General features: G+C 45.9%; 22 protein-coding genes. 6 read left to right on the top strand and 16 right to left on the bottom strand.

The features are described from left to right. Positions 1-6 precede the first annotated feature (6 nt). Genes AC6R00_RS11145 through pilM form a run of 5 tightly spaced genes read right to left on the bottom strand, consistent with a single transcriptional unit; the run spans position 7 to position 4,333 of the window. Positions 7-1,704, bottom strand: coding sequence for a type IV pilus secretin PilQ (locus AC6R00_RS11145; protein WP_500640447.1), 1,698 nt, complete (start codon positions 1,702-1,704; stop codon positions 7-9). 13 nt (positions 1,705-1,717) lie between these two features. Next, entirely contained in the window at positions 1,718-2,221 is a 504-nt protein-coding gene (locus AC6R00_RS11140; protein WP_500640446.1) for a pilus assembly protein PilP, read from the bottom strand. Beyond that, entirely contained in the window at positions 2,211-2,798 is a 588-nt protein-coding gene (locus AC6R00_RS11135) for a type IV pilus inner membrane component PilO (protein ID WP_500640445.1), read from the bottom strand. The genes AC6R00_RS11140 and AC6R00_RS11135 overlap by 11 nt, the downstream gene beginning before the upstream one ends. Continuing rightward, positions 2,779-3,348: a PilN domain-containing protein gene (locus tag AC6R00_RS11130; RefSeq protein WP_500640444.1), complete on the bottom strand. Its 570-nt coding sequence runs from the start codon at positions 3,346-3,348 to the stop codon at positions 2,779-2,781. Before AC6R00_RS11130 ends, AC6R00_RS11135 begins: the two co-directional genes overlap by 20 nt. Beyond that, positions 3,338-4,333, bottom strand: coding sequence for a type IV pilus assembly protein PilM (gene pilM, locus AC6R00_RS11125; RefSeq protein ID WP_500640443.1), 996 nt, complete (start codon positions 4,331-4,333; stop codon positions 3,338-3,340). Before pilM ends, AC6R00_RS11130 begins: the two co-directional genes overlap by 11 nt. A gap of 140 nt (positions 4,334-4,473) precedes the next feature. Here pilM and AC6R00_RS11120 point away from each other — a divergent pair, with 140 nt between their 5' ends. Then, on the top strand, positions 4,474-6,993 hold the full coding sequence (locus tag AC6R00_RS11120; protein ID WP_500640442.1) for a penicillin-binding protein 1A: 2,520 nt from the start codon (positions 4,474-4,476) through the stop codon (positions 6,991-6,993). A 68-nt stretch (positions 6,994-7,061) separates the two neighbouring features. On the opposite strand, the gene oxyR is transcribed toward AC6R00_RS11120, so the two are convergent. Then, positions 7,062-7,952: a DNA-binding transcriptional regulator OxyR gene (oxyR, locus tag AC6R00_RS11115; RefSeq protein WP_500640441.1), complete on the bottom strand. Its 891-nt coding sequence runs from the start codon at positions 7,950-7,952 to the stop codon at positions 7,062-7,064. Positions 7,953-8,124: 172 nt separating this feature from the next. On the opposite strand from oxyR, the gene AC6R00_RS11110 reads away from it, so the two are divergent. Continuing rightward, entirely contained in the window at positions 8,125-8,856 is a 732-nt protein-coding gene (locus tag AC6R00_RS11110) for a glutathione peroxidase (protein WP_500640440.1), read from the top strand. A gap of 66 nt (positions 8,857-8,922) precedes the next feature. On the opposite strand, the gene AC6R00_RS11105 is transcribed toward AC6R00_RS11110, so the two are convergent. Next, positions 8,923-9,270, bottom strand: coding sequence for a RidA family protein (locus tag AC6R00_RS11105; RefSeq protein ID WP_500640439.1), 348 nt, complete (start codon positions 9,268-9,270; stop codon positions 8,923-8,925). Between the two features lie 65 nt (positions 9,271-9,335). On the opposite strand from AC6R00_RS11105, the gene AC6R00_RS11100 reads away from it, so the two are divergent. Further along, entirely contained in the window at positions 9,336-9,596 is a 261-nt protein-coding gene (locus AC6R00_RS11100; protein ID WP_239827332.1) for a DUF3624 domain-containing protein, read from the top strand. Positions 9,597-9,886: 290 nt separating this feature from the next. On the opposite strand, the gene argH is transcribed toward AC6R00_RS11100, so the two are convergent. The 4 genes from argH to argC form a co-directional block, all read right to left on the bottom strand. Continuing rightward, on the bottom strand, positions 9,887-11,761 hold the full coding sequence (argH, locus tag AC6R00_RS11095; RefSeq protein WP_004743289.1) for an argininosuccinate lyase: 1,875 nt from the start codon (positions 11,759-11,761) through the stop codon (positions 9,887-9,889). A gap of 245 nt (positions 11,762-12,006) precedes the next feature. Continuing rightward, positions 12,007-13,221 carry an argininosuccinate synthase gene (locus tag AC6R00_RS11090; RefSeq protein ID WP_171325614.1) on the bottom strand — a complete coding sequence of 405 codons (1,215 nt, stop codon included), beginning with the start codon at positions 13,219-13,221 and terminating at the stop codon, positions 12,007-12,009. 118 nt (positions 13,222-13,339) lie between these two features. Next, positions 13,340-14,131, bottom strand: a complete 792-nt coding sequence (gene argB / locus AC6R00_RS11085) for an acetylglutamate kinase (RefSeq protein WP_069667319.1) — start codon at positions 14,129-14,131, stop codon at positions 13,340-13,342. A 21-nt stretch (positions 14,132-14,152) separates the two neighbouring features. After that, positions 14,153-15,157 carry an N-acetyl-gamma-glutamyl-phosphate reductase gene (argC, locus tag AC6R00_RS11080; protein WP_500640438.1) on the bottom strand — a complete coding sequence of 335 codons (1,005 nt, stop codon included), beginning with the start codon at positions 15,155-15,157 and terminating at the stop codon, positions 14,153-14,155. A gap of 153 nt (positions 15,158-15,310) precedes the next feature. Here argC and argE point away from each other — a divergent pair, with 153 nt between their 5' ends. The 3 genes from argE (at position 15,311) to AC6R00_RS11065 (ending at position 20,540) form a co-directional block, all read left to right on the top strand. After that, positions 15,311-16,447: an acetylornithine deacetylase gene (gene argE, locus AC6R00_RS11075; protein WP_500640437.1), complete on the top strand. Its 1,137-nt coding sequence runs from the start codon at positions 15,311-15,313 to the stop codon at positions 16,445-16,447. A gap of 496 nt (positions 16,448-16,943) precedes the next feature. Next, positions 16,944-19,577, top strand: a complete 2,634-nt coding sequence (gene ppc, locus AC6R00_RS11070; RefSeq protein ID WP_500640436.1) for a phosphoenolpyruvate carboxylase — start codon at positions 16,944-16,946, stop codon at positions 19,575-19,577. 423 nt (positions 19,578-20,000) lie between these two features. Beyond that, complete coding sequence (locus AC6R00_RS11065) at positions 20,001-20,540, top strand: PadR family transcriptional regulator (protein WP_004743283.1); 540 nt, start codon at positions 20,001-20,003, stop codon at positions 20,538-20,540. A gap of 223 nt (positions 20,541-20,763) precedes the next feature. Here AC6R00_RS11065 and cysE read toward each other — a convergent pair whose 3' ends face one another. The 5 genes from cysE to epmA form a co-directional block, all read right to left on the bottom strand. Continuing rightward, complete coding sequence (gene cysE / locus AC6R00_RS11060) at positions 20,764-21,585, bottom strand: serine O-acetyltransferase (RefSeq protein WP_004743282.1); 822 nt, start codon at positions 21,583-21,585, stop codon at positions 20,764-20,766. Positions 21,586-21,646: 61 nt separating this feature from the next. Continuing rightward, complete coding sequence (gpsA, locus tag AC6R00_RS11055; RefSeq protein ID WP_004743281.1) at positions 21,647-22,678, bottom strand: NAD(P)H-dependent glycerol-3-phosphate dehydrogenase; 1,032 nt, start codon at positions 22,676-22,678, stop codon at positions 21,647-21,649. A gap of 172 nt (positions 22,679-22,850) precedes the next feature. After that, the gene (secB, locus tag AC6R00_RS11050; RefSeq protein WP_004743280.1) at positions 22,851-23,318 is read right to left on the bottom strand and encodes a protein-export chaperone SecB; all 468 of its coding nucleotides are present in this window, start codon (positions 23,316-23,318) and stop codon (positions 22,851-22,853) included. Between the two features lie 158 nt (positions 23,319-23,476). Further along, positions 23,477-23,911 carry a rhodanese-like domain-containing protein gene (locus tag AC6R00_RS11045; protein WP_049842983.1) on the bottom strand — a complete coding sequence of 145 codons (435 nt, stop codon included), beginning with the start codon at positions 23,909-23,911 and terminating at the stop codon, positions 23,477-23,479. Positions 23,912-24,058: 147 nt separating this feature from the next. Then, positions 24,059-25,030 (bottom strand): elongation factor P--(R)-beta-lysine ligase, encoded by a 972-nt coding sequence (epmA, locus tag AC6R00_RS11040; RefSeq protein ID WP_500640435.1) that lies wholly within the window; start codon positions 25,028-25,030, stop codon positions 24,059-24,061. Positions 25,031-25,092: the final 62 nt, after the last annotated feature.

Genomic DNA, 25,092 nt, shown 5'->3' with positions numbered 1-25,092 from the left:
AAAATCTTACTCAATCACTACCCTTGGGGTGACGAAAATTAACAGTTCGCTTTTGCCCATTTGTTGGTAAGAACGACGAAATAGCGCCCCTAGCAGAGGCAAATCACCAAAGAAAGGCACCTTGTCGACCGCATCTGTCACGCTATGTTGAAAGATGCCCCCGAGTACCACGGTTTCTCCATTCTCCACCAGCACTTGGGTACCGATTCTTTGGGTGTTAATCGCCACCGCTTCCCCGGTACCGGTTTTCACCACATCACCTGGCCTATCTTGGGTCACGCTCAAATCCAGAATTAGCCGATTATCTGGGGTGATCTGCGGCGTGACTTTTAAACTGAGCACTGCCTTCTTAAACGAGACGCTGGTTGCCCCGCTTGAAGATGACTCTAGATAAGGGATCTCGCTGCCCTGCTCAATATAGGCTGGCTTTTTATTAGTGGTGATCAAACGTGGGCTTGAGATGACTTCTGCTTTCGACTCTCTTTGTAATGCCGATAATTCAAGGTCAAGCAACATGTCGGAGCCAAGCTTGGCGACTTGAAATGCGATGGTCGAAGCATTGGCACTAGTTGCGCCTAGATTCACATTAAGCATGTCATCGATTGGCACCACATCGAATACGTTATCTTCAATACTGGCGCCAATAGAAGTACTGCCATTGGTGTTACTAAATCCCCAACGTACCCCAAGCTCTTCCAAGTTGCCTTCATGAACCGTGACAATCCTCGCCTCGATTTGCACCTGCTTAACGGGGATATCGAGTGATTCGACAATAGAACGAATAACATCGACATTTTGCTCTAAATCTCGAATCAATAGGGCGTTGGTGCGCTCGTCCACACTCAAAGAACCCCGAGAGGAGAGCATACTAAACTCACCACCACCATCGATTAAGTCAGCAATATCGGCCGCCTTGGCAAACTTAACTTGGATAATTTCCGACGACAGTTTCCCTAGCTGCTCCTTTAAACGCGCTTTCTCCAGCTTCTGGTGCTCACGAGCATCCAGTTCCGCTTTTGGCGCGACCAAAACAATGCTTCCTTCAACACGTTTATCTAACCCTTTGACCTGCAAGATGATGTCGAGCACCTTCTGCCATGATACCTCTTCAAGGCGTAAGGTCAGATTGCCAGTCACTGAATCGGAAACAACCAAGTTGAAATCATTGTAATCGGCGATCAGTTGCAACACATTTCTAACCGGAATATCTTGAAAATTAAGTGATAGCTTTTTGCCTGACTTATCGAGAAGACTCGTTTTATCTACCAGTTGTTCGGCACTACTACTGCTCTCCACAGTGACTTGCAGTCGCGTCCCTTCAAGTTGATCGTGATAACGAAAGTCCCCATCAATTGCCGCTATCAGCTCGACCTTGTCAGGATGGCGAAAAACTTCAATGTCACGCACTACCGTACCAAACTCGGTCACGTCAAATACCTTGATTAACGCTTCTATCACTTGAGTTTGAGGCAGAGTAATGCTTAACCCCTGCTCCACTTTTTGTATATCGACCACCGCACGTGAGTCGGACAAGGTTAGGATAATTTGCGCGTTGCGCTGCTCATCGAGTTTGAAATCCAAGCCTTGCAGCAGATTGTCATTTTGCTCTTGGGCATAAACAACACTATGGAAGAGGACCACAAACAAGCTGCTCCATTGCAAATAGCCTCTAGCAAAAGCCAGCATACCTTTTATCCTATTCATCTCTATCCGTTCTCTACTTAAGCGCTAATTTGGTTTCACGTAACTGCCAGCATCCGAGGCCGTCTGCTATGGCTTCTTGCACAAATAAATAGTCATCCGCGACCTTGGTGACTTTGCCATGATTCAGCCCCAGATTACTGCCCGAGTTAACCTGTACTAAGCGGCCGGTTGGAGCCTCAATAAGTGCTGATTTTCTCCCATCTCGGCTCATCACACCTTTTAGTTGTAATTGGCTTAACGGAAAAGTCGCCAACTGACTCGTGTTGCGTTTAGGTTGCCAACAATCTTTTGTTAACGCTTGCTGATTTATAGACAAGGCCGCTTGAGGTAGCTCGAATGGCTGCCTAACTTGGTGGGCAGTATATTTGGAGCTTTGAACATCAATGAGCGGGGCAAGTTCATACACCTCCACTTCAGCATCACGCTTAAGTTGCACTAGGTATTCCTCAAGCGGAGCTTGATTTGCCTTGCAGCCAGAAACCAAAGCAATCAAAGGCAATAGCCGATTAATTTTCATCTTTGACCTCACTTTTAAGCTGATAGGTGTAGGCTCGAGCGCGTAAATGCAGCGTGCTGCTTTCTAAACTGACACGATGCCAATAGACATCATCAAAATTTATAATTCGCGCTAGCGAGGCAATCGCCGCAGAAAAGTCACCGATATCGTGATAGTCACCGGTCAATTCAATGTTAAGTGGAAGCTTGTACAGAAACGTTTGATCGTGCTTTTGTCCCCAATCAATTCGAGTAAAGGTCAGGGAGTTTTGTAAGCCGACCTGATTAACTGACGCCAACATAGAAGCGAGCTCTTTTTGCGCGGGTAATTGTCGCGATAGATAGTCATAGCGCTGTGACAGTTCATCAAGCTGAGCCTTCATTCTAGGTAACAACACCACTTTTTTCGTTTTCAATGCTATTGAGGTTTTGTGCTGCTGCTCGTGCTGTTTAAGAACATCGAGTTGTTCAAACTCAGGCTGAACCAAAAGCCAATAACCGCCTGCCTGTAACATCGCCATCAACACCGCTATCACGACTAGTTGATAAGTAAGTGGCCACTCGCCTATCTCTTCAATATCAAGGTTTAAGCGATTCACTCTGACCTCCTAAAAGAGAAAAAGAGACGCGATATGATTGGTACTTACTGGCAAATCGAGCAGTACCATGAACAATGGAATGCATCTCAACGTTAGTTACAGCAGGTGATTTTTCTAGGTTATCTAGCATGGTGGCAAGATGAGAAGTTGAATCGCTGATCCCAGCAAGCTCAACCTGTAGACCATTCATCTTTAACTTGTCGATGTAAACACCAGGCGGGATCAGCTCGGGCAATAAATTCATAAAGTCTGTGGTTTTATTGCGCTCTTTCTGCAACCCCTCAATAACCGACAATCGGGTCAAGAGGGCTTGATGTTCTTGTTCAACGATTTTCAGCTGGTTAAGCTGTTGGTCCAATTGTGTGCCATAACGCACAAGATATTCATTACGTTCAGATTGCCGATCCTGTTGCTGCTCTATGTGTATGCCGATGCCCCACTGGATAACTACAGCAATGATTAGCGTAAGCATCATCAGCAGTCCAAAACGCTTGTGGCGATAATCTCGCAGCTCTTCACGCCACGGCAGCAAATTGATGCTATGCAGCATGACGACTCTCCAACCAAGTGAGCGCGCGTAGAGCAATCCCAGCCGCCGATGCGAACCTATGCCCATTGGTCAACAGATTTTCGGACGCCTGTTGGCTCGTTGTTGCAAAAAGAGTCAGTGGATTGAGAAGCTCACACTCAATGGCAAAGCGCGTGCTGATTTCATTCGCAAGAGCAGGCATGGTAGCCCCTACACCTGACAGCCAAATCCCTTTAACACTCTTGCCGTGCATTGAAGCAATAAGCTGTAAATTGCGTTGGATTTTATCTAGTAACTCAGCGGTGAACTCTCCACGGCTTTGCGCCAGACTTAAGCAAAGGTTTGAATCCACCTCTTTTTCATGGATTGCCAAAACGATGTCTTTGCAAAAAGGCGCTTTATCAGCAAGGTCCATACACAACGAAGCGTGATCAAAACCAACATCAATCATAAGCCAGTCGGCTTTAACCTGTTGTCGTGCAGCAAGCTGCCAAATATGCACTAAAGCATGGGCACGTAAATCAACCACTACGGGTTGAAAGGCAGCGCTTTTGAACACTTCTACTCTAGGGTCAACCAGCTCTTTTTTCGTCGCGTATACTTGGTAGTGAGTTTGCGATGACTGTCTATCCGCGGTCAGCGGGACATAATCTAAGTAGAGTTCATCAATTGAAAACGGAGTTTGATGGGAAAATGCGTCAGAAATAGCATACTCAATTTCATTGTCGCTAAGCCCGCTATCTATCTGTAATACCTTACTTATTACCGCATTATCTGGTATCGCCAATGCAACTTTCGTACTAAATCGCGGCAAACTCTTCCTTAGTTCTTTGAGTTTCTTTACAATTTTCTGATAATTTGACATATGGTTATCAGAGAAAATGCCCGCTTCGATTGGCAATTCTCGATAGTCGACAAGAGCAAATGTGCCCTTGTTTGGCTTGAGAACTACCGCTTTAATACTGTGGTGTCCAATTTCAATGCCTGTAACTAATGATTTACCCATGCAGCTTAGCTCCGTACTTTTTGCTTAGCTCATTTGCTTAAATTGATGGTTAAATAAGCACATAGACAAAATGAGCTAGATTTTTAGCTTAAAGTACAAGGGTTTACATTTAGTGAACCCAATCAATCAGGGAATCTCCGGTGAAGTTCATAAAGCGACTACTTATATTCACATTGATTTGCATAATTCTTGGGGTCGGTACGATATTCGGCTTCTACTTGTATGTGAAGCCAGAGCTACCAGACGTAGCAACATTGAAAGACGTAAAACTGCAAACTCCAATGCAGGTGTTTAGCCAAGACGGTAAACTGATCTCCCAGTTTGGTGAGAAACGTCGTATCCCCGTTGCTTATGACGATATTCCACAGCATCTGATCGAGGCGCTAATTGCAACAGAAGATAGCCGCTTTTACGATCACCCAGGTATCGACCCGATCGGTATCACTCGTGCGGCCGTAGTGGTTGCTCTTTCAGGCTCGGCCAAGCAAGGTGCAAGTACCATTACTCAGCAGCTAGCTCGTAACTTCTTCCTTTCCAATGAAAAGAAGATCATGCGAAAAATCAAAGAGATCTTTATTGCTATCCATATAGAACAACTTCTTAGTAAAGAAGAGATCATGGAGTTATACGTCAATAAGATCTTCTTAGGCTATCGCTCTTATGGCTTTGGTGCCGCAGCGCAAACCTATTTTGGTAAAGAGCTTCAAAACCTCACACTAAGTGAAATCGCGACGCTTGCCGGCATGCCAAAAGCGCCTTCAACCATGAACCCTATTTACTCACTCGAACGTGCGACGAACCGTCGTAATGTCGTGCTACTGCGTATGCTTGACGAGAAATACATAACTCAGGCGGAGTATGATGAGGCTCGTGGTGAAGAGATCGTTGCTCGCTATCATGGTGCAGAAATTGAGTTAAGTGCTCCATACGTTGCAGAGCTAGCGCGAGCTTGGATGGTTGCTCGCTATGGTCAGGAAGAAGCGTACACTTCAGGCATGAACATCTACACCACGGTAGATTCAAAGCTTCAAGCAGCCGCAAACAAATCAGCAATCAACAACTTGCTGGCTTACGATGAGCGTCACGGCTATCGCGGTGCAGAAAAGGTTCTTTGGCAGCCAGGTAAACCTGCGCTTGATGAACAGCAGATAGATAAGACGCTCGATAACGTTCCAACCTATGGTCAGCTCGTTCCTGCTGTTGTCACTGCGGTTGATAACAAGCAAGCAACCATTTGGGTTAAGGACCAAGGGATCAACACGTTAGAGTGGGATGGCATCAAGTGGGCACGTAAATTCCTGACTGATGATCGCCAAGGCCCACCACCAAGCAGTGCCAAAGATGTCTTAACTGAAGGTGAGCAAATTTGGGTGCGTGAAGTTGAAAGCACAGTTGAAGGCCAAGAGCCAAGCATCGCTTGGCACCTAAGCCAAGTACCGAATGCGAACACCGCATTTGTTGCTATGAACCCCGAAAACGGCGCAGTACTCTCGTTGGTTGGTGGTTTTAACTTTGTTCATAACAAGTTTAACCGTGCCACTCAGTCGGTACGCCAAGTTGGTTCAAGTATTAAACCCTTTATTTATGCCGCTGCAATCGATAAGGGGCTAACACTTGCGACCCTGATCAATGACGCTCCGATTAACCAATGGGATAAGAGTCAAGGTACAGCTTGGCGACCAAAGAACTCGCCACCAACTTACATTGGCCCTACTCGCTTACGTATTGGTTTAGCACAATCGAAGAACGTGATGGCTGTGCGCGTGTTACGTGAAGTCGGCCTTGATGAAACGCGCCAATACTTAACACGCTTTGGTTTCGATATAGACCAAGTGCCGCGTTCAGAAACCATTGCTCTTGGTGCGGGTAGCTTAACACCAATGAAAATGGCTCAAGGCTACTCAGTGTTCGCGAATGGTGGTTACTATGTAGAACCCTTCTATATCAGCCGAGTAGAGGGCCCATTTGGTGACCTAGAATTCGAAGCATCACCAAAAGTCGTCTGTCATCAAGACTGTACTCAAGCTATCACGAGTGACAATGAATTTGCCGAGCAAGATGTGACAACTGAAGTCACTGAAGAGCCTCAATATGCTCCACAAGTGATCTCAGAGCAAACTGCATTCTTGATGCGCGAAATGATGTACAGCAATGTCTGGGGTGGCGGTAACTGGCGTGATGGTACAGGTTGGAACGGTACCGGTTGGCGCGCTCAGAAGCTACAACGTCGCGACATTGGTGGTAAAACCGGTACTACTAACGACTCTAAAGATGCTTGGTATAACGGTTATGGCCCAGGAATGGTCGCTATCGCTTGGGTCGGTTTCGATGATCACACGCGTAAGCTAGGTCGAACCAAAACGAACAGTAATCTAGGCAAAGATCAGATTACTGGCGCTGAAGCAGGGGCAAAAACAGCCCAGCCAGCCTGGGTCGACTTTATGCGTACAGCACTTGCGGGTGTTCCTCAGCAAAGCAAAACGATTCCACAAAATATCGTACGAGTTCGAATTGATCGAGACTCAGGTCTCTTGACCAATAAGTTCGACTCTAGCTCTATGTTTGAATACTTCTTAGAAGGTACTGAACCTACCGAGTACGTCACCAGTGAGATTACGGACAGTATCTACACTTCTGATGGCGGCGAAGAGCTGTTCTAACGTATTACAGCACGAAAAGAAAAGAGGTTGATGCTTTCACATCAACCTCTTTTTTTACCTGTAACTTATCAGTTGTCTTCAAGCTGAGTTTTAATAGCTTGAGCTAACTGTTCAAAGCGAGATCTTAGCGGAGAGCCTGGTCGATATGCCAAGACGATACTGCGTGAAGGGACCGGATTGGTAGCTGGGACATAACATACCCCATCTTTCTCTTTTTCTTTCGGTAACGACAACTCTGGCAACAAAGTAATACCCGCGCCTGCGGCCACCATATTACGCAGGGTTTCTAAGCTAGTCGCTTTAAAGCGTTCATCGTCTTGCGCGCCAGCAGCAAAACAGAAGCCTAATGCTTGATCGCGTAAACAGTGCCCATCGCCAAGCGCTAGTACTGTTTTACCATTGAGCTCGAGCATATCAACTTGGTCTAGCTTAGCCCATTCATGGTCACAAGGCACTGCAATGCTCAGTGGCTCATTGTAAACTTCAATCTCTCTGAACTGCGTGGTTTCCGCAACCGACGCCAACACCAAACAATCTAACTTACCATCTTCTAACTGGCGCACCAGTTGATGAGTTTGCGCTTCATGCAAAAACAGCTCTAGATCAGGGAAAGCTTCTTTAAGCATAGGAATGATTTTCGGCAGTAGATAAGGGCCGACGGTCGGAATAAAGCCGATATGCATAGGACCAACCATTTCACCTGCTTGACCGCTTGCCATATCCTTGAAGGTTTTCACTTCTGACAGAATACGTTTAGCTTGATCAACCAGCTGTAAACCCGCATCGGTGAACAGTACTCGGCGACTACTACGCTCTAAAAGTGCCGTGCCTAGTTCATCTTCCAATTTACGAATTTGACCACTTAGTGTTGGCTGGCTGACAAAGCAGGCTTCTGCTGCTTTACGAAAATGTTTGTGCTCAGCAAGCGCGACCAAATACTCAAAATCACGAATGTTCATTACCTCTACTCCCCACCATTAAGATAGAAATCATCTATCAAAACCATAACATTAAACGATTAGAGCTATCAAAGAATTTCTTCAATAATACACCCATCGAGACAGAGCACAGTCACTACACTGATAAGACTCCATAATAAAATTACAATAATCCGCTATTAAGGAAACCAATATGTTTGCATCTAAAGAAGGTCAAAACGTACCACAAGTTACATTCCCTATTCGTCAAGGTGACGCATGGGTTAACGTCACCAGTGACGAGCTATTTAAAGATAAAACCGTGATTGTGTTTAGCTTACCGGGCGCTTTCACTCCGACTTGTTCATCTAGCCATCTGCCACGTTACAACGAGTTGTTCTCAGTTTTTAAAGACCACGGCATTGATGAAATCATCTGTATGTCTGTTAACGATACTTTCGTAATGAATGCTTGGAAGTCAGACCAAGAAGCAGAAAACATCACTTTTATTCCGGATGGTAATGGCGAATTCACTGACGGCATGGGTATGTTGGTTGACAAGAATGACCTAGGCTTTGGCAAACGATCATGGCGTTACAGCATGCTAGTTAAAAATGGCGTGGTAGAGAAGATGTTCATTGAACCAAACGAGCCGGGCGACCCGTTCAAAGTGTCTGATGCGGATACAATGCTTAAACACGTAGCACCAGAATTCAAAACTCAAGAATCGATTACCGTATTTAGTAAGCCGGGCTGTCCGTTCTGCGTCAAAGCTAAACAAGCACTGATTGACAACGACCTTCAATATGAAGAGATCATTCTAGGTAAAGACGCGACAACAGTAAGTTTGCGCGCTATTTCTGGCCGCACAACAGTGCCGCAAGTATTTATCGGTGGTAAGCATATTGGTGGCAGTGAAGAGCTAGATGCTTACTTGGCTCAATAGTAGCTGAGCAATAAATATTCAAGAAAAAACGAGCTGAGTAGCTCGTTTTTTTTCGTCGTTCTTGGGTTACTTTTCTGCAGCAATCACTGAGATTTCAACTAATAAAGCTTCACGTGCCATATCTGCCGTTACACATGCGCGAGCAGGTGCATGACCTTCCGGAACCCAAGCATCCCAAACAGCATTCATTTCTTGGAAATCTTTCATATCCTTGATGTAGATAGTCGCTGAAAGCATATGCTCTTTATCACTGCCCGCTTCTAGCAGTAACCCTTCAACCTTATCTAGCATTGTTTGAGTCTGTTCAGTAATGCCTTTCGTTGCGTCTGCGCAAACTTGGCCACAAAGGTAGATAGTTCCATTGTGCTTTACAATACGGCTCATTCGTTGTTTGGTTTGTTGACGTTCGATCATGTTTATCACTTTGAGGTTAATTGAGATATGCTAAGACCTCGTATGTTACCCAATTAACCGCAATCATGACATGTAAATACTGCAAAAATAGTGACTGGTTCTGGAAGAAAATAGGCCGATGCCAACGCTGCATGGATCAGCTCACTGTCTTATCCGTGTTATGTTGGATCGTCTGGTGGTTCGCTTTTCGTGACAACCCTCAGAGCATCGAGTCTATCGCGCTCATTATGGCAGGCTTTGCTTTCAACGGTTTGCTGTTCCTTCATCTCTGGATGCGATTTGTCATCTTGCCTTGGCGAAAGCGTAAAAAAAGAAACAATAGTTAAAACGGACTTGCTCAAAATAATCGGTGTCAGGGCAAGGAGGATAAAAAAACGAATCCTATGAGCATAGCTTGCCTATTCGATTAGGTGAGTTTTTTTTGACAACGAAGCTATGGCATCGATTATGAAGAGCAAGAAAGAAAAAAGCCCCAAAACCAATATCTGGTTTGGGGCCTTCTTAGATTCTTCTAAGAAAAAGCAGTGGTACTTTAATAGACCGGGCTTTTTCTTAATAGTTCCCAAAAACTTCGATCTTTTTTGATCTTTTATTTGGATCTTTCTGAATCAGTTACTTAGGCAACGTTTACCCGTGCTATTGCTTGCTCCGCAAGGTTCACTTCCAGAGCCACCTCATCACATGCGTGTTGTCTTGGGCACTGATCACAATCTTTAAGCACTTTCTCAGGTAACAAGGACTTCGATGTTGGCAAGAAGGATTGCTTCATAAAGAACTCAGGAGTACGAGTCAAAACGAATACTTTCTTAATCGCCATCTGACGCGCCTTCTCAACCAGATACTGAACAATTGCACTGCCCTGTCCTTGCCCTTGCCAGCCTGCTTCAACACCTAGCGAGCGAACTTCTGCTAACCCTGAATCATAGACATACAAAGAGGCGCAACCAGTAATTTCTCCGTTGTGTTCTGCCACGGCAAAAGATCCGATATCACGCACTAACTCACTACGTGAACGTGGTAGGTTTTCACCCATGTTCGCCCAATAAGCGACCATACCTTCTAATGATTCGATATCGGTTAAACGAGCCGGACGTACATTCACTGCTGAAGCGTCGCGCTTAATCAGTCGGCCTTCGGCCTGTTCTACTGCGTAAGCAACCTGTTTTGGCGATACGCCACCAAGCGCACTACGTTTCTCTAAGCAAGACTCAATGGTTAATATGTCGTAGACATCCTCTTCAATCACTGGCGAGAACTCTTTTAGCTCAGCAATCGAAAGTTCTTCTAGTGCACAACCTTTAGCTATCGCACCAACAACCGCTACACCCACAATATGGTGCGCTTCGCGGAACGGAATCTTTTTCGCGACTAGGTAATCTGCAAGTTCAGTAGCATTAGCATAGCCTTGCTTAGCCGCTTCTAGAGTACGCTCGCCGTTGACCTTGATACCATCGAAACATAACGCTGCCATTTCCATACAGTCGTTCCAAGTATCTAGGGCATCAAACAGGCCTTCTTTGTCTTCTTGCATATCTTTGTTATATGCAAGCGGCAAAGCCTTCACTGTCATCATCATGCCAGCTAGAGAGCCATAAACGCGTCCTGTTTTACCACGGATAAGCTCAAGAGCATCTGGGTTTTTCTTCTGTGGCATCAGTGAAGAGCCCGATGTTACTGTATCGGCTAGCTCAATAAAGTTGGATTCACCCGAATTGTAGAAGATCATATCTTCAGCAAGACGAGATAAATGCAACATCGAGATTGACGCCACTGACATCAGCTCCATCACATGATCACGATCTGACACTGAATCCAGCGAGTTACGAGTCGCACGACGGAAGCCAAGGTTATGGGCTACTTTTTCACGGTCGATTGGATACGCAGTACCCGCCAAGGCTCCGGAACCTAAAGGACACGTATCAAGACGAGTAATGGCATCTTCTAAACGTGAGTAGTCACGCTCAAACATTTCTACATAGGCGAGACACCAATGGGCAAATGTAACCGGCTGAGCACGCTGCAAGTGGGTATAGCCCGGTAAAACCGTGTCTTGATGCACTTTCGCTACAGAGACCATTTGTGCTTGAAGACGATCAAGCGCCATCAATAACTGCTGACCTTGTTGACGACACCAGAGTTTTAGGTCGGTTGCCACCTGATCATTACGTGAACGCCCAGTATGAAGCTTTTTACCAAGATCGCCCACTTTGCCAATTAACTGCTGCTCGACCCAAGAATGGATATCTTCGGCATCAGAACGCAGTATTTGGTGCGGGTCTTCCATCACTTCAAGCTTAAGCTCATTTAGAGCAAGCTCTAGTTTCTGCTGTTCTTGTTCCGTTAAAACATCAACAGAGAGTAAAGCCTTTGACCAAGCGATTGAACCCACGATATCTTGTTCAGCTAATCGGTAATCGAAGCGCAATGAGTCGTTAAAATCTTTGAATCTCGTATCTGCTGCTTGGGTAAATCTTCCGCCCCATAATGCCATCGCGTTTCTCCTGATTACCTGTGCTCACTAGTCGTGCTGGTTAGTAAAATTGCTTTCGTTAACTCTGAATTAGATTCAGTATTGTTTGATGGTTCAAAGTTACGGCAAATGAGAACAAAAATAAAGTATTAATTCACTTTTTTAACATATTTATTCAAATCATTATTTATTAGCCTAACACCACTCAAAAAGCAAAAAGCCCACTTGGCTAACCAAGTGGGCTCTAGATTTCTAACCGTCAGTGGTTATTTCTTCTGACTATTCAGAGCACGAATACGGCTTGATAGCGAGTAAAGGCGGATAAAGCCTTCAGCGTGGCTTTGGTCATAAACTTCATCTTCACCAAAGGTCGCAAACTCTTCGCAGTAAAGGCTGTTGTCTGAACGCTTCTGAGTCACTGTCGCTTGGCCTTTGTATAGCTTAACCACGACTTCACCATTCACGTCTTGAGCAAGCTCTTCTGATGCCGCCAGAATTGACTTACATAGCGGAGTAAACCAACGACCGTCATAAACTAGGTGAGAGGCTTTTACACCAAGCTCTTCACGGAACTCAAATGCAGTTTTATCTAGCACAAGTTGCTCTACTGCGCGAAGCGCTTCCATCATGATAGTGCCTCCCGGAGTTTCGTAACAACCACGAGACTTCATCCCTACTAGGCGGTTTTCAACGATATCGATACGTCCAACACCATGCTTCACACCTTTGTCATTCAAGTACACAAGTGCGTTATACGGTGTCATGTTTTCACCATCAACACCTACTACTTCGCCTTTTTCAACTTTTAGCGTTACGTATTCAGCTTCATTAGGCGCTTGCTCTGGATCGACTGTCCATGCCCAGCAATCGTCATTTGGTGCATTCCAAGTGTCTTCTAACACACCACCTTCTGTCGAGATGTGCCAAGCGTTCGCATCACGTGAATAAATTTTCGTTAGAGAGGCTGTACAAGGGATATTACGCTCAGCTAGGTAATCAAGACACTCTTCACGGCTGACAAGATCCCATTCACGCCAAGGGGCAATCACATGCAGGTCCGGTGCGAGTGCCGCAAATGCACCTTCAAAACGAACTTGGTCATTACCTTTACCAGTACAGCCATGACAAAGCGCATCCGCACCAACTTTACGTGCCACTTCCACTTGCGCTTTAGCTATGATTGGACGAGCCATTGAAGTGCCTAGTAAGTACTTACCTTCGTAGTAGGCACCTGTTTTTAGAGTTGGGTAGATGTAGTCTGCCACCATCTCTTCTTTCAGGTCAGCAATGTAGCACTCCGATGCACCAGAGGCTTTGGCTTTTTCTTCAATGCCTTCTAGCTCTTCCGCGCCTTGACCGACATCGGCAACGAAAGCAACCACTTCACAATCGTAATTCTCTTTTAGCCATGGAATGATCACTGATGTATCCAGACCGCCAGAATATGCGACAACTACTTTATTTACTTGAACTTTGCTCATTTTTCTTTCTCCAAATCCCGGCGCTGCGCGTGGCGGTCAGTGCTGCGGGTTACTTCCTGTTTAATCTGTTTTTATCACTCAATGCGCTATGCATTCAGCTCTAATTCTTTACTACCAACTACTGTGGTAAAAACTGGGTTCCAATGCTCTGTCCGGCAAATAGCTCGGCGAGCTTTTCTGGATAACGCCATGTTGCAACTTCAATTGGTCGACCCAAATCATTAGCTGCTTCGAGTGCAGCGTTCACTTTGACGATCATGCCGTCAGTAATCACATGACCATTGATGAGGTTCTGCGCTTCTTTCTCATCAAGGCTTTTAATCAGATGACCTTTGCCATCCAGTACACCGCTAACATCTGACAGTAGAACCAATTCAGCATCTAAGGCTCCAGCCACAGCTACCGCAGCTTGGTCTGCATTAACATTCATCATCTGGCCTTGCTCTGTTAGGCCAATAGAGCTGATGATAGGCAGCGCGCCCGTTTGTAAAATCGCTTGCAGCACGGTTGAGTCTCCCGGTGTCGCCTTACCTACCGCGCCCAGCTCTGGGTCAAGCTCTTTGACATGACATAAGCCGCCATCCGCTAAACTCAAACCAACTGCATTAAGACCATCTTTGATCGCTTGACCTTGCAACATCTTGTTGGCTGTTCCAGCTAGAGCGCCAGCAATGACTGGGATTTGCTCATAAGGGGTTACGCGAAGACCTTCTTTCTTGATTGTCTCAAGTTGCAGTTTCGCCATTAGATCGTCCACCAGATAACCTCCACCGTGAACGATCACAATTCGTCGCTGAGCTTGCTTTTGGTATTGGGCTATCGCACCAAATACCTGGCTTAATGTCTCAGTACACGACAGTGCAGCACCGCCTAATTTGATCACTAATGGAGTAAGTTTGTTATCTGTCATTACTTTTCCTTCCCTGCTCAATTAAACAAGAGCAGTCAGCTCTGGAAATCCGTAGTGGATGTTTAAACATTGCATCGCTTGACTTGATGCACCTTTCAGCAAGTTGTCTATCGCTGAAACAACGATGACGTGCTCGCCTTGAACCTTCCAACCTAAATCGCAGAAAGGTGTATTTTCTACATTTTGAATGTTCGGCAACGCTGACTCTAAAAGACGCACTGCCGATTTATTTTCATAAGCCGCGCTAAACGCAGCGTTAACCTGTTGTTCAGATGTGCCAGCCACCAGCTTGAGCGTAATAGTGGCGAGAATGCCACGCTTAAAATTGCCAAGATGCGGGGTAAAAATCACATCTGTGCCTAAGTGGCTGGCGATTTCGGGCTGATGACGATGATTAAAGACACCGTATGGCTGTAAGCTGACCTCACAAAAGCTATTGGTCATCGATGCTTTTCTGCCTGCACCGGAAACACCGCTAGTGGCATTAATCACAGGCCATTGAGCCGTATCCACCAAACCCGCTTCGAGTAAAGGCTTAACCGCTAACTGTGAAGCTGTTGGGTAGCAGCCTGGCACCGCTATAAGCTGACTCTGTTTAATCGCTTGTGCATTCCATTCAGCCAATCCGTAGGCTGAGTTGTCTAACCAAGCATCATGCTGGTGTTCAAAACCATAAAACTCGCTGTAGAAGCCTTCTTTCTTAACGCGGAAGGCGCCAGACAAATCAAAGACCTGGCAACCTTGCGCCAAAAACAGCGGCGCTAGGTCATGGCTCACTTCATGTGCAGTGGCAAGAAAAACCACATCCGTTTGATTAGCCACAGCTTCAACATCTTTGAGAGGAAGTACAGGTTGACTAATAATTCCAGCCAGCTTGCCGTGAAGCTGTGCGATGTCTTTACCTGCATCAAGGCTATTGGCGGAAACATATAAACCTGATAGCGTAAGTTCAGGGTGTTTATGTACCATCAAAGCAAGCTCTGCTCCGGTATAACCGCTTGCGCCTATGATTGTGGTTTTGAGCATCTCAGACATCCATTTTGAGTAAAAAACGTCATTTCGATAATGACTATAAATTTAAATTATTCAGCTTTTATTGGTTTTTTATTCAATAAAAGTGATTTAATATGTGTTTTACCTTCTTAGCCGAACTCTGTCAACAGGGAATGTAAACTAAATATGCAATTACCAAGTTTTATTGAGGTCTACAGCGGCCTGATTTCTACCTCTTCTATAAGCTCAACGGACTCCAGTTGGGATGAAGGCAATGCAAAAGTGATTGAAAAGTTAGCGACTTGGCTGAAAGACATAGGCTTTGAAGTCAACTTAACTGAAGTAGAAGCGGGCAAATTTAACCTAATCGCCAAAAAAGGCTCTGGTGAAGGCGGACTGCTTTTGGCAGGGCACAGTGATACCGTGCCGTTCGATGAAGGGCGTTGGAATTTCGAGCCACATGCGTTGACGGAAGCGAACAACCGATTTTATGGCTTGGGTACAGCGGATATGAAAGGCTTTTTTGCCTTTATTATAGAAGCGGTTAAAAAAGTTGATTGGAGCACACAGACCAAACCTCTCTATGTGCTCGCAACATGTGATGAAGAGACAACTATGCTCGGCGCACGCCACTTCACTGAAACCGCCCCATTTAAACCGGATTACTGCATCATCGGCGAACCAACTAGCCTAGTACCTATTCGAGGTCATAAAGGTCATGTTGCCAATGCGGTGCGAGTGACCGGTAAATCGGGCCACTCATCTGATCCTGCTTTAGGGGTTAATGCTATCGAAATCATGCATGAGGTTTTATTTGCCTTAATGCAGCTACGTGACAAGCTGATTAAAGAGTATCACCATCCAGGATTTGCCATTCCTAGCCCGACGTTAAATCTAGGCCACATTCATGGTGGTGACAGTGCTAACCGTATCTGCGGCTGCTGTGAACTGCATTACGATGTTCGTCCTTTGCCGGGCATCAGCCTAGATGGACTAGATAACATGCTGCGCGGCGCACTCAAAGAAATCGAAGCCAAGTGGCCGGGCAGAATCTCGATCACGCCACTTCACGAGCCGATCCCCGGCTACGAATGTCAGCATGACCATCCATTTATCGGTGGCGTTGAAGAGATCTGTGGCACCAGCTCTGAGACTGTAAACTACTGTACTGAAGCCCCATTCTTGCAGCAGCTATGCCCGACACTGGTTCTAGGCCCTGGCTCCATTGACCAAGCCCACCAGCCAGACGAGTTCCTCGCCTTTGAATTTATCGAACCGACCATCGATGTATTGTCGAAAGCGATGCATAAGTATTGTTTTTGAATACAGAGCGAGAACGCTTTGCTGCGGGATAAAGGAAGCGGGATAAAGGAAGCGGGAACGGGCTACGCCCTATGGATAGCTGGAAAACGGGAAAACGGGAAAACGGGAAAACGGGAAAACGGGAAAACGGGAAAACGGGAAAACGGGAAAACGGGAAAACGGGAAAACTAAAGTTGCTCCACTATGGTTAAAAATCAAGTCTAGTTTTCCACAAGGGCGAAGCCCGCTCCAGTTATCCAGTAGCGCAGCGTTCTATAGGGCGCAGCCCGTTCTCGTTTTCCACAGGACGAAGTCCGTTCCTATAGGCGAAGCCTCTCTCATTCTGTAAGAAAGTTTCAACATAATTAGTCAATCGGATAGCTCGCAAAGCGTTACATTCATTTGCATAATATTTGCAAACTTAGCCTACAGTATTTGACTCGAAGCGATATTTTTCGCTAGATTGTCTATCTAACAAGGAACATTGGATGTAATTTTTTTACAAGGCAGGATGACAATGAACGAGAAATACTCTGCGCTCAGAAGCAATGTGAGCATGCTAGGACACTTGCTCGGTAACACCATCAAGGATGCACATGGTGACGTACTTCTAGAGAAAGTAGAAACCATTCGTAAACTTTCTAAGTCCGCCCTCGCAGGCAATCAACAAGACAGAGATAGCTTGATTGATGAGATTAAAAGCCTGCCAAATGAGCAATTAACCCCTGTTGCTCACGCATTCAACCAATTTCTAAACCTGACTAACATGGCAGAGCAGTACCATACCATCTCTCGCCACTGTGATGCTCATGTTTGCGAACCAGACGCAATTAACTCCCTATTCTCTAAACTTGCTCAAAATGACATTAGCAAGTTAGATACAGCGCAAGCAGTGCGCGATCTTAATATTGAACTAGTACTGACAGCGCACCCGACCGAAATTACTCGTCGAACCATGATCCACAAGCTCGTGAAGATCAATAAGTGCTTATCTAAGTTAGAGCTTGGTGACCTTTCAGCGAAAGAGCGTCAGAAAACAGAACGCCGCCTAGAGCAATTGATTGCCCAAAGCTGGCACTCAGACACCATTCGTAAGCAACGACCAACGCCGCTTGATGAAGCGAAATGGGGCTTTGCTGTCGTCGAGAACTCACTTTGGGAAGCGGTACCTGACTTTTTGCGCGAACTTGATCAGCGCCTTGAAGGTTACCTTGGCGAAGGTCTGCCGATTGACGCGCGACCAGTGCATTTTTCTTCTTGGATGGGCGGTGACCGCGATGGCAACCCATTCGTAACGCACACCATTACTCGTGAGGTTCTGCTCCTTTCGCGTTGGAAGGCGGCTGACCTTTACCTAAATGACATCAACGAGCTAGTTAGCGAACTGTCGATGACTCAGTGTAATACTGCTGTGCGTGCTCTGGCTGGTGAAAATGAACATGAACCTTACCGCGCTGTACTGAAAGAACTACGCGCCCTGCTCAATGAAACCAAAGAGATCCTTGATGCGAAGATCCACGGTCAGAAGTTAGCGGTAAAAGCACCACTGCAACGCGTCGAGCAGCTTTGGGAACCACTATACGCATGTTACCAATCACTGCACGAGTGTGGCATGGGCATTATTGCTGACGGCTCACTGCTGGATACATTACGCCGTATTAAAGCGTTTGGTGTCCACCTAGTTCGTCTCGATGTTCGCCAAGAAAGTACTCGTCATTCAGATGTCCTATCTGAGCTGACTCGCTACCTCGGCATTGGCGATTACGATCAGTGGAGTGAGCAAGACAAAGTTGCTTTCTTAACTAATGAATTGGCATCGAAGCGCCCGCTACTACCTAGAGACTGGCAACCGTCAGAAGCGGTTAAAGAAGTGCTCGATACTTGTAAAATCGTTGCTGCTCAGCCACGTGAAGCGTTTGGTGCTTATGTTATCTCAATGGCCCGTACAGCTTCTGATGTCCTTGCTGTTCACCTGCTATTGCAAGAATCAGGCTGCCCTTACCGCATGGACGTATGTCCACTATTCGAAACACTCGATGACTTGAACAATGCTGAGTCCGTTATCAAACAGCTGATGGGCATCGACCTATACCGTGGCTTTATCCAAAACCACCAAATGGTCATGATCGGCTACTCTGATTCAGCCAAAGATGCTGGTGTTATGTCGGCAGGTTGGGCTCAGTACCACGCAATGGAATCACTGGTCAAAGTGGCAGAAGAGGAAGGCGTTGAACTGACTCTATTCCACGGCCGTGGCGGTACCATCGGTCGTGGTGGTGCTCCTGCACACGCGGCACTGCTATCTCAGCCACCGAAAAGCTTGAAAGGTGGTCTACGAGTGACTGAACAAGGTGAGATGATACGCTTTAAGCTTGGCCTTCCTGAAGTGGCGGTCAACAGCTTTAGCTTGTATGCAAGTGCGATCCTTGAAGCGAACCTGCTACCACCACCAGAGCCAAAACAAGAATGGCGTGACTTGATGAACGTATTATCAGAAGTCAGCTGTGAAGCTTATCGCAATGTGGTCCGTGGTGAAGCAGACTTTGTTCCTTATTTCCGCCAAGCGACACCAGAGCTAGAACTGGGCAAACTGCCGTTAGGTTCAAGACCTGCAAAACGTAACCCGAAAGGCGGCGTAGAAAGCTTACGTGCAATCCCTTGGATCTTCTCATGGAGCCAAAACCGACTGGTGCTTCCTGCTTGGCTTGGTGCCGGTGAAGCCATCCAATATTCAGTAGATAAAGGCCATCAAGCGCTACTAGAGGAGATGTGTCGTGAGTGGCCATTCTTCTCGACTCGCCTAGGTATGCTCGAAATGGTTTACACCAAATGTAATCTAGAGATTTCTCGTTACTACGATGAGCGCTTGGTCGACAGCAACTTACTGCCTCTGGGTGACCGCCTGCGCGGACAGCTGCAAAAAGATATCAAGTCTGTGCTGAACGTAGAAAACAACGAAAACTTGATGCAAAGCGACCCATGGGGCCAAGAGTCTATTCGTCTGCGTAACATCTATGTTGAGCCATTGAACATGCTTCAAGCTGAACTGCTCTATCGTACGCGCCAAGATGAGCAGGCAGCGCCAGAGTTAGAAGAAGCCTTAATGGTAACCATTGCCGGCATTGCGGCGGGTATGCGTAATACAGGCTAATTTCCCGTAAAATGTAAAGAAGGTTGGTGTGAACTCACCAACCTTTTTTTATGTCTTCCAGAGCATTTCTTATAGAAAGTCGAACCACAGGTGCGACATTTATACTCAAATTACAAAATATTTCTCTGAATGTGGCGCACTATTGAGATTTTTGTCAGTTTTTTGGGATATTTTGTCCTTCTATTCTACTTTATGCTTATTATTTAGATATACTACTTCACCGCTGTGGCGACTTATATAAAATCAACATGCTGCAGCTCTTCGATATCTTAACTATCGATCCTAGGTGATAAACGGCTTTTTTAGGTGACATGACCAACATTGTTGGTGCCACTTTTTCTACTGATGATCAGTGCCATTAAGAAGCACGACAGAAATTAAGTGGTTGTATTTAGTAGTTTATTGACCATTTGGATTGAAGACATGTCATTACCACACGTTATCTTAACCGTTCTAAGCACACGCGATGCGACTGGATACGATATCACTAAAGAATTTTCAGCCACTATCGGCTATTTCTGGAAAGCGAGCCACCAGCAAGTTTATCGCGAGTTAAACAAGATGGCTCAAAACAACCTAGTAACCTGTGTACTAGAGCCTCAAGAAGGCAAACCAGACCGTAAAGTATATTCAATTACTGATTCTGGTCGTACTGCACTAGGTGAATGGTTTGACCAACCAACCTCTCACCCAACCGTCCGTGACGAGTTTTCAGCTAAGCTTATGGCTTGTGCCGTTCAGCCATCTGCGCCATACCGCGCTCAATTGGCCGAGCTAGTTGAAGAGTCGCGAAAACTGGTTGCTCACTACCAAGAAATCGAAAACGCGTATTACTCAACAACTGCGACTTTAGATAAGCAGCAACGTTTAGAGCGCCTAACGCTACGTAGAAACCTGCTTATCCGCCAAGCGTGGATCGAATGGGCTGAAGAAGTTCTTACTGAACTTGATGCTCTAGGTTAAGCGAGAAGCGAGAAGCGAGAAGCGAGAAGCGAGAAGCGAGAAGCGAGAAGCGAGAAGCGAGAAGCGAGAAAAATTAAAGGATTGACACCAAGTGTCAATCCTTTTTATTTAGGAGCAGTTCTCCATGGATTCGGGATGTGCTAGCGAAAAACTCTCGAAGGACGAAGTCCGGTCTCGACTCTCGAAACGCAGTGTTCTCGGAAGACGAAGTCCGTTCTAGTTCTTAAATCCCATCCCCACCAATAAAGCTTTGTGAACGACCATTAAATTGTTGGTCCATATCCAAAGATGGCTTATCGGTCTTAGGTCTACCAACAATCTTAGCCGGAACCCCTGCGACTGTGGTATGAGCGGGAACAGCTTGAAGTACTACTGAACAAGAGCCAATCTTAGCCCCTTCTCCAACTTCAATATTACCGAGAATCTTAGCACCAGCACCTATCATCACACCTTCACGAATTTTCGGGTGACGATCGCCGCACTCTTTACCAGTACCACCTAATGTCACGTCCTGTAGGATAGATACATCATTCTCTACAATGGCCGTTTCACCAATCACGATACCCGTGGCGTGGTCTAGCATGATACCGCGACCAATTTTAGCCGCCGGGTGAATATCCACCTGACACGCGACTGAGATTTGGTTTTGTAGGTAAGTAGCGAGCGCAATACGTCCCTGCTTCCACAGCCAGTTTGCTACTCGATAACCTTGCAAGGCGTGATAACCTTTTAGGTACAGCAGCGGCATTGAATACATTGCAACAGCAGGGTCTCGGTTTACCGTGGCACATATGTCACAAGCGGCAGCAGCGCTGATACTTGGGTCTGAGTTTAGGGCTTCTTCAACCACTTCCCTGACCGCCATCGCCGGCATTGACGCTGTATTAAGCTTATTCGCTAAAATATAGCTTAACGCCGCGCTCAAACTATCATGCTTAATAATAGTGGCATGATAGAAGCTTGCTAACATTGGCTCTTGTTCAGAAAGCTCTCTTGCTTCCTTAACAATGGTTTGCCAAACCTTCTGTTTCTCACAATGTTTCATGAATTTTCCTAGTACTGAATCCCTAGTATCTAGATACAAAGTCCAGTGTTGCTATTGTTCTTTATGCTTCCGCTTTCTTATCGCGAGCGAGCAAATCTTTCGCCGCTAAGTTTGCATCCTTCCCTTGATACAATACTTGATATATTTGGTCAACAATTGGCATCTCGACACCCATACGCTCAGCTAACAGGTAGACCTCTTTAGTGTTGCGATAACCTTCGACAACTTGACCAATTTCATCTTGGGCGGTATCGACATCTTTACCCTGACCTAGTGCTAAGCCAAAGCGGCGGTTACGAGATTGGTTATCGGTACAAGTTAATACCAAATCACCCAATCCTGCCATGCCCATAAAGGTTTCTGGCTGTGCACCTAGCGCAGCACCCAATCGGGTCATTTCTGCTAAACCGCGAGTGATCAAAGCCGTACGCGCATTGGCACCAAACCCAATGCCATCAGACATACCTGCGCCAATCGCAATCACGTTCTTAACTGCACCGCCTAATTGCATACCAATGAAGTCACTGTTTGCGTAAACACGGAAAGTTTTGCTGCAATGGATTTTTTCTTGTAGATCAGCCACAAAGTCGTTGTCTGGTGACGCAACAGAAATCGCTGTCGGCATTCCCATTGCAAGCTCTTTCGCAAACGTAGGTCCAGATAAAACCGCCAGAGAGTAGCCTTCACCTAGCGCTTCATTGGCGACTTCTTTCAATAGGCGGCCAGTTTCTGGCTCTAGCCCTTTGGTTGCCCAACATATACGCGAGTCGTCTCTCAAGTGCGGTTTAACATTGTTTAGCACAATGCCAAACACATGACTTGGCACAACCACCAGCAGATCACGACTTGCTTGCACTGCCTTCTCAAGATCAGATTCAACAATCAATGATTGAGGAAACTCAATTCCAGGTAGAAACTCGTGGTTGGCACGATCTGCTTCCAGACGAGCCATATGCTCAGGTTCATGGCCCCAAATTACTACGTTGGCACCATTTCGTGCTAAAGAGATGGCAAGCGAAGTACCGTAGGAACCGGCACCAAGTACGGTCATTGCAATTTCTTTCCCGTAGGCATTGTTGGTCTTATCTTTCATTATTCCGCCTGATTGTCATTAGGGTGACTAGAATCTTGCCGCTAACTATTAGTATTGCTACTAAATATCAGTGGCAAGAATCCAATCCTATAAACAAAAAATGCACATCGCATCAAATAGAGACGCTCTGTGCATTTTATACCGCACCTCTGTCACACAGAGGAATCAGTCATTACGCTTCAGCTTCACCTTCTTGCTGAGCTTGCTGCTGTAGGTAGTTCATAAACAGAGCATCAAAGTTAACTGGTGCAAGGTTTAGTTGTGGGAACGTACCTTTAACCACTAGGCTTGAGATAGTTTCGCGAGCGTAAGGGAATAGGATGTTCGGGCAGAATGCACCTAGACAATGCGCTAGTTGGCCAGCTTCCATCTTATCTGCAGTAAAGATACCACCTTGTTGCACTTCACATAGGAACGCAGTCTCTTCAGCGTTCTTAACCGTTACTGTCAGACGTAGAACAACTTCGTATACGCCTTCACCTAGCTCACGGCTTTGAGTGTCAAGATCTAGCTTAACATCTGGATTCCACTCTTTTTGGAACATGTCTGGTGAGTTTGGAGCTTCGAAAGATACGTCTTTAAGGAAGATACGTTGAATTGCGAAGTTTTGTGCTTCTTGTTGTGGTGCTGCTTCAGCCATTTTAAAAATCCTTTAATCCTGCGATAAATAGTCTGATTGGAGACTAACTGAGAGAGCTTGCTATGACTAGGGTTCCAATGAATTTCGTGGAACTCTTCACATCTCTCTAAAACAAACGCCGATTTTTCAATCAGCGTTTAAGGCATTCGGTGTTTGAATTACTTCTTACCTTTCACTAAAGGCATGTTTGCTTCACTCCAAGCAATCAAACCATTTTTAAGCAGACTTACATTTTCGAAGCCCGCTTTAGCAAGAAGGTTAGCGCTCTCTTGAGCCGTTTGACCTGTCTTACACACTACAATGATTGGGTCTGATTTGTGGTTTTCAAGGCTTCCGAAGTTACCTGCTTTGATATCAGACGGCAAAATGTGAAGTGCATCGGTAATGTGTCCTTTACGGAACTCATCTTTACTGCGGATATCAACGACTACACCACTTTGATGGTTCATTAGCTGAGTAGTCTGTGCTGCGGTGATTTCTTTGTATGCAGCTGTCGTTGATTTAACGATATTCATGATAAGGGCGACTAGTAGACCAACCCATACCAGAGATAGAATCATGTTCTCTTGAAAAAATGCGATGTACTCTTGCATGTCCTGTGCTCTTTGATGATAGAGCTGCCACTTCAACAATGAAGGGAATAGCAGCTCTAGACTAAAAATTCAGATTGGAAGTATAGCGAGGTTAAGATGCCTACGCGAGTCAATTACACTCAGAATAAGAATCTGTTGCACATTTCCTTACGCTATCGGAAACGGAAACGCCGTGACCTGATCAATATGATCGCAACCGATCGCGAGCATGATTAAGCGATCAACCCCTAGTGCCACTCCGGCACATTCAGGTAAACCTGACTTGAGTGCTGCTATCAAATGATGATCGATAGGCTGAGCTGACAACCCCATCTCAATGCGCTTGGCGTTATCTTGTTCAAATCGCTTTAGCTGTTCTTGTGGATCATCAAGCTCATGGAAACCGTTCGCGAGTTCTATACCTTTAAAGTAAACCTCAAAGCGATCAGCAACACGTGAGTCTTGCTTATTGATCTTCGCCAGTGCCGCTTGGGAAGCCGGGAAGTCGTAAACAAAAGCCGGGGCACTTTGGCCTATCTTACCTTCGACACCAATACTAAACAGTAGCTGAAGCAAGGTATCACGGTCTTCCTCTGGCTGCGCAATATCACTTAAACCTAGCTTCTCGGCTGCTAGCTTTAGCTCTGCCATTGTGCCTTCTAATGGGCAGACGCCAAGTACATCAATAAAAGCTTGTTGGTAGGTCATTCGCTCCGCTTGACCACATTCAAGAACGACTTGCAGTAAAGCGTCCATTTCATCCATCAGTTTATGGTGATCAAAGCCGACTCGGTACCATTCAAGCATGGTGAACTCTGGGTTATGGAAACGGCCGTTCTCTTCGTTGCGAAACGCTTTGTTAATCTGATAGATACAACCACTGCCCGCTGCCAGCAATCGCTTCATATGAAATTCAGGGCTAGTCATTAAATAGAGTTTGCTGCCATCCGCATATCCCGGACCTACAAACTCTGTCTGAAAAGTATGTAGGTGAATATCCGTCACTGTCGCATGGCTCATTGCCGGAGTATCGACCTCCAACACCTTTCGCTCAGCAAAGAATTGCCGTATCTGCGCAAGCACGTTCGCGCGCTGTCTAAGTTGCTTTATCGACGCTGTGGGTTGCCACTGATCACTCATAACTCAAATCTCACTGCTTTATCTGGCTGAGAAAATATCAAGTTTCCTGCTATTTTCCTAGC

Source organism: Vibrio sp. R10-SF1-ISO8 (genome assembly GCF_059833805.1).
The sequence above is the reverse complement of the archived record's forward strand: the minus strand, read 5'-3'. Positions and strand labels throughout refer to the sequence as shown.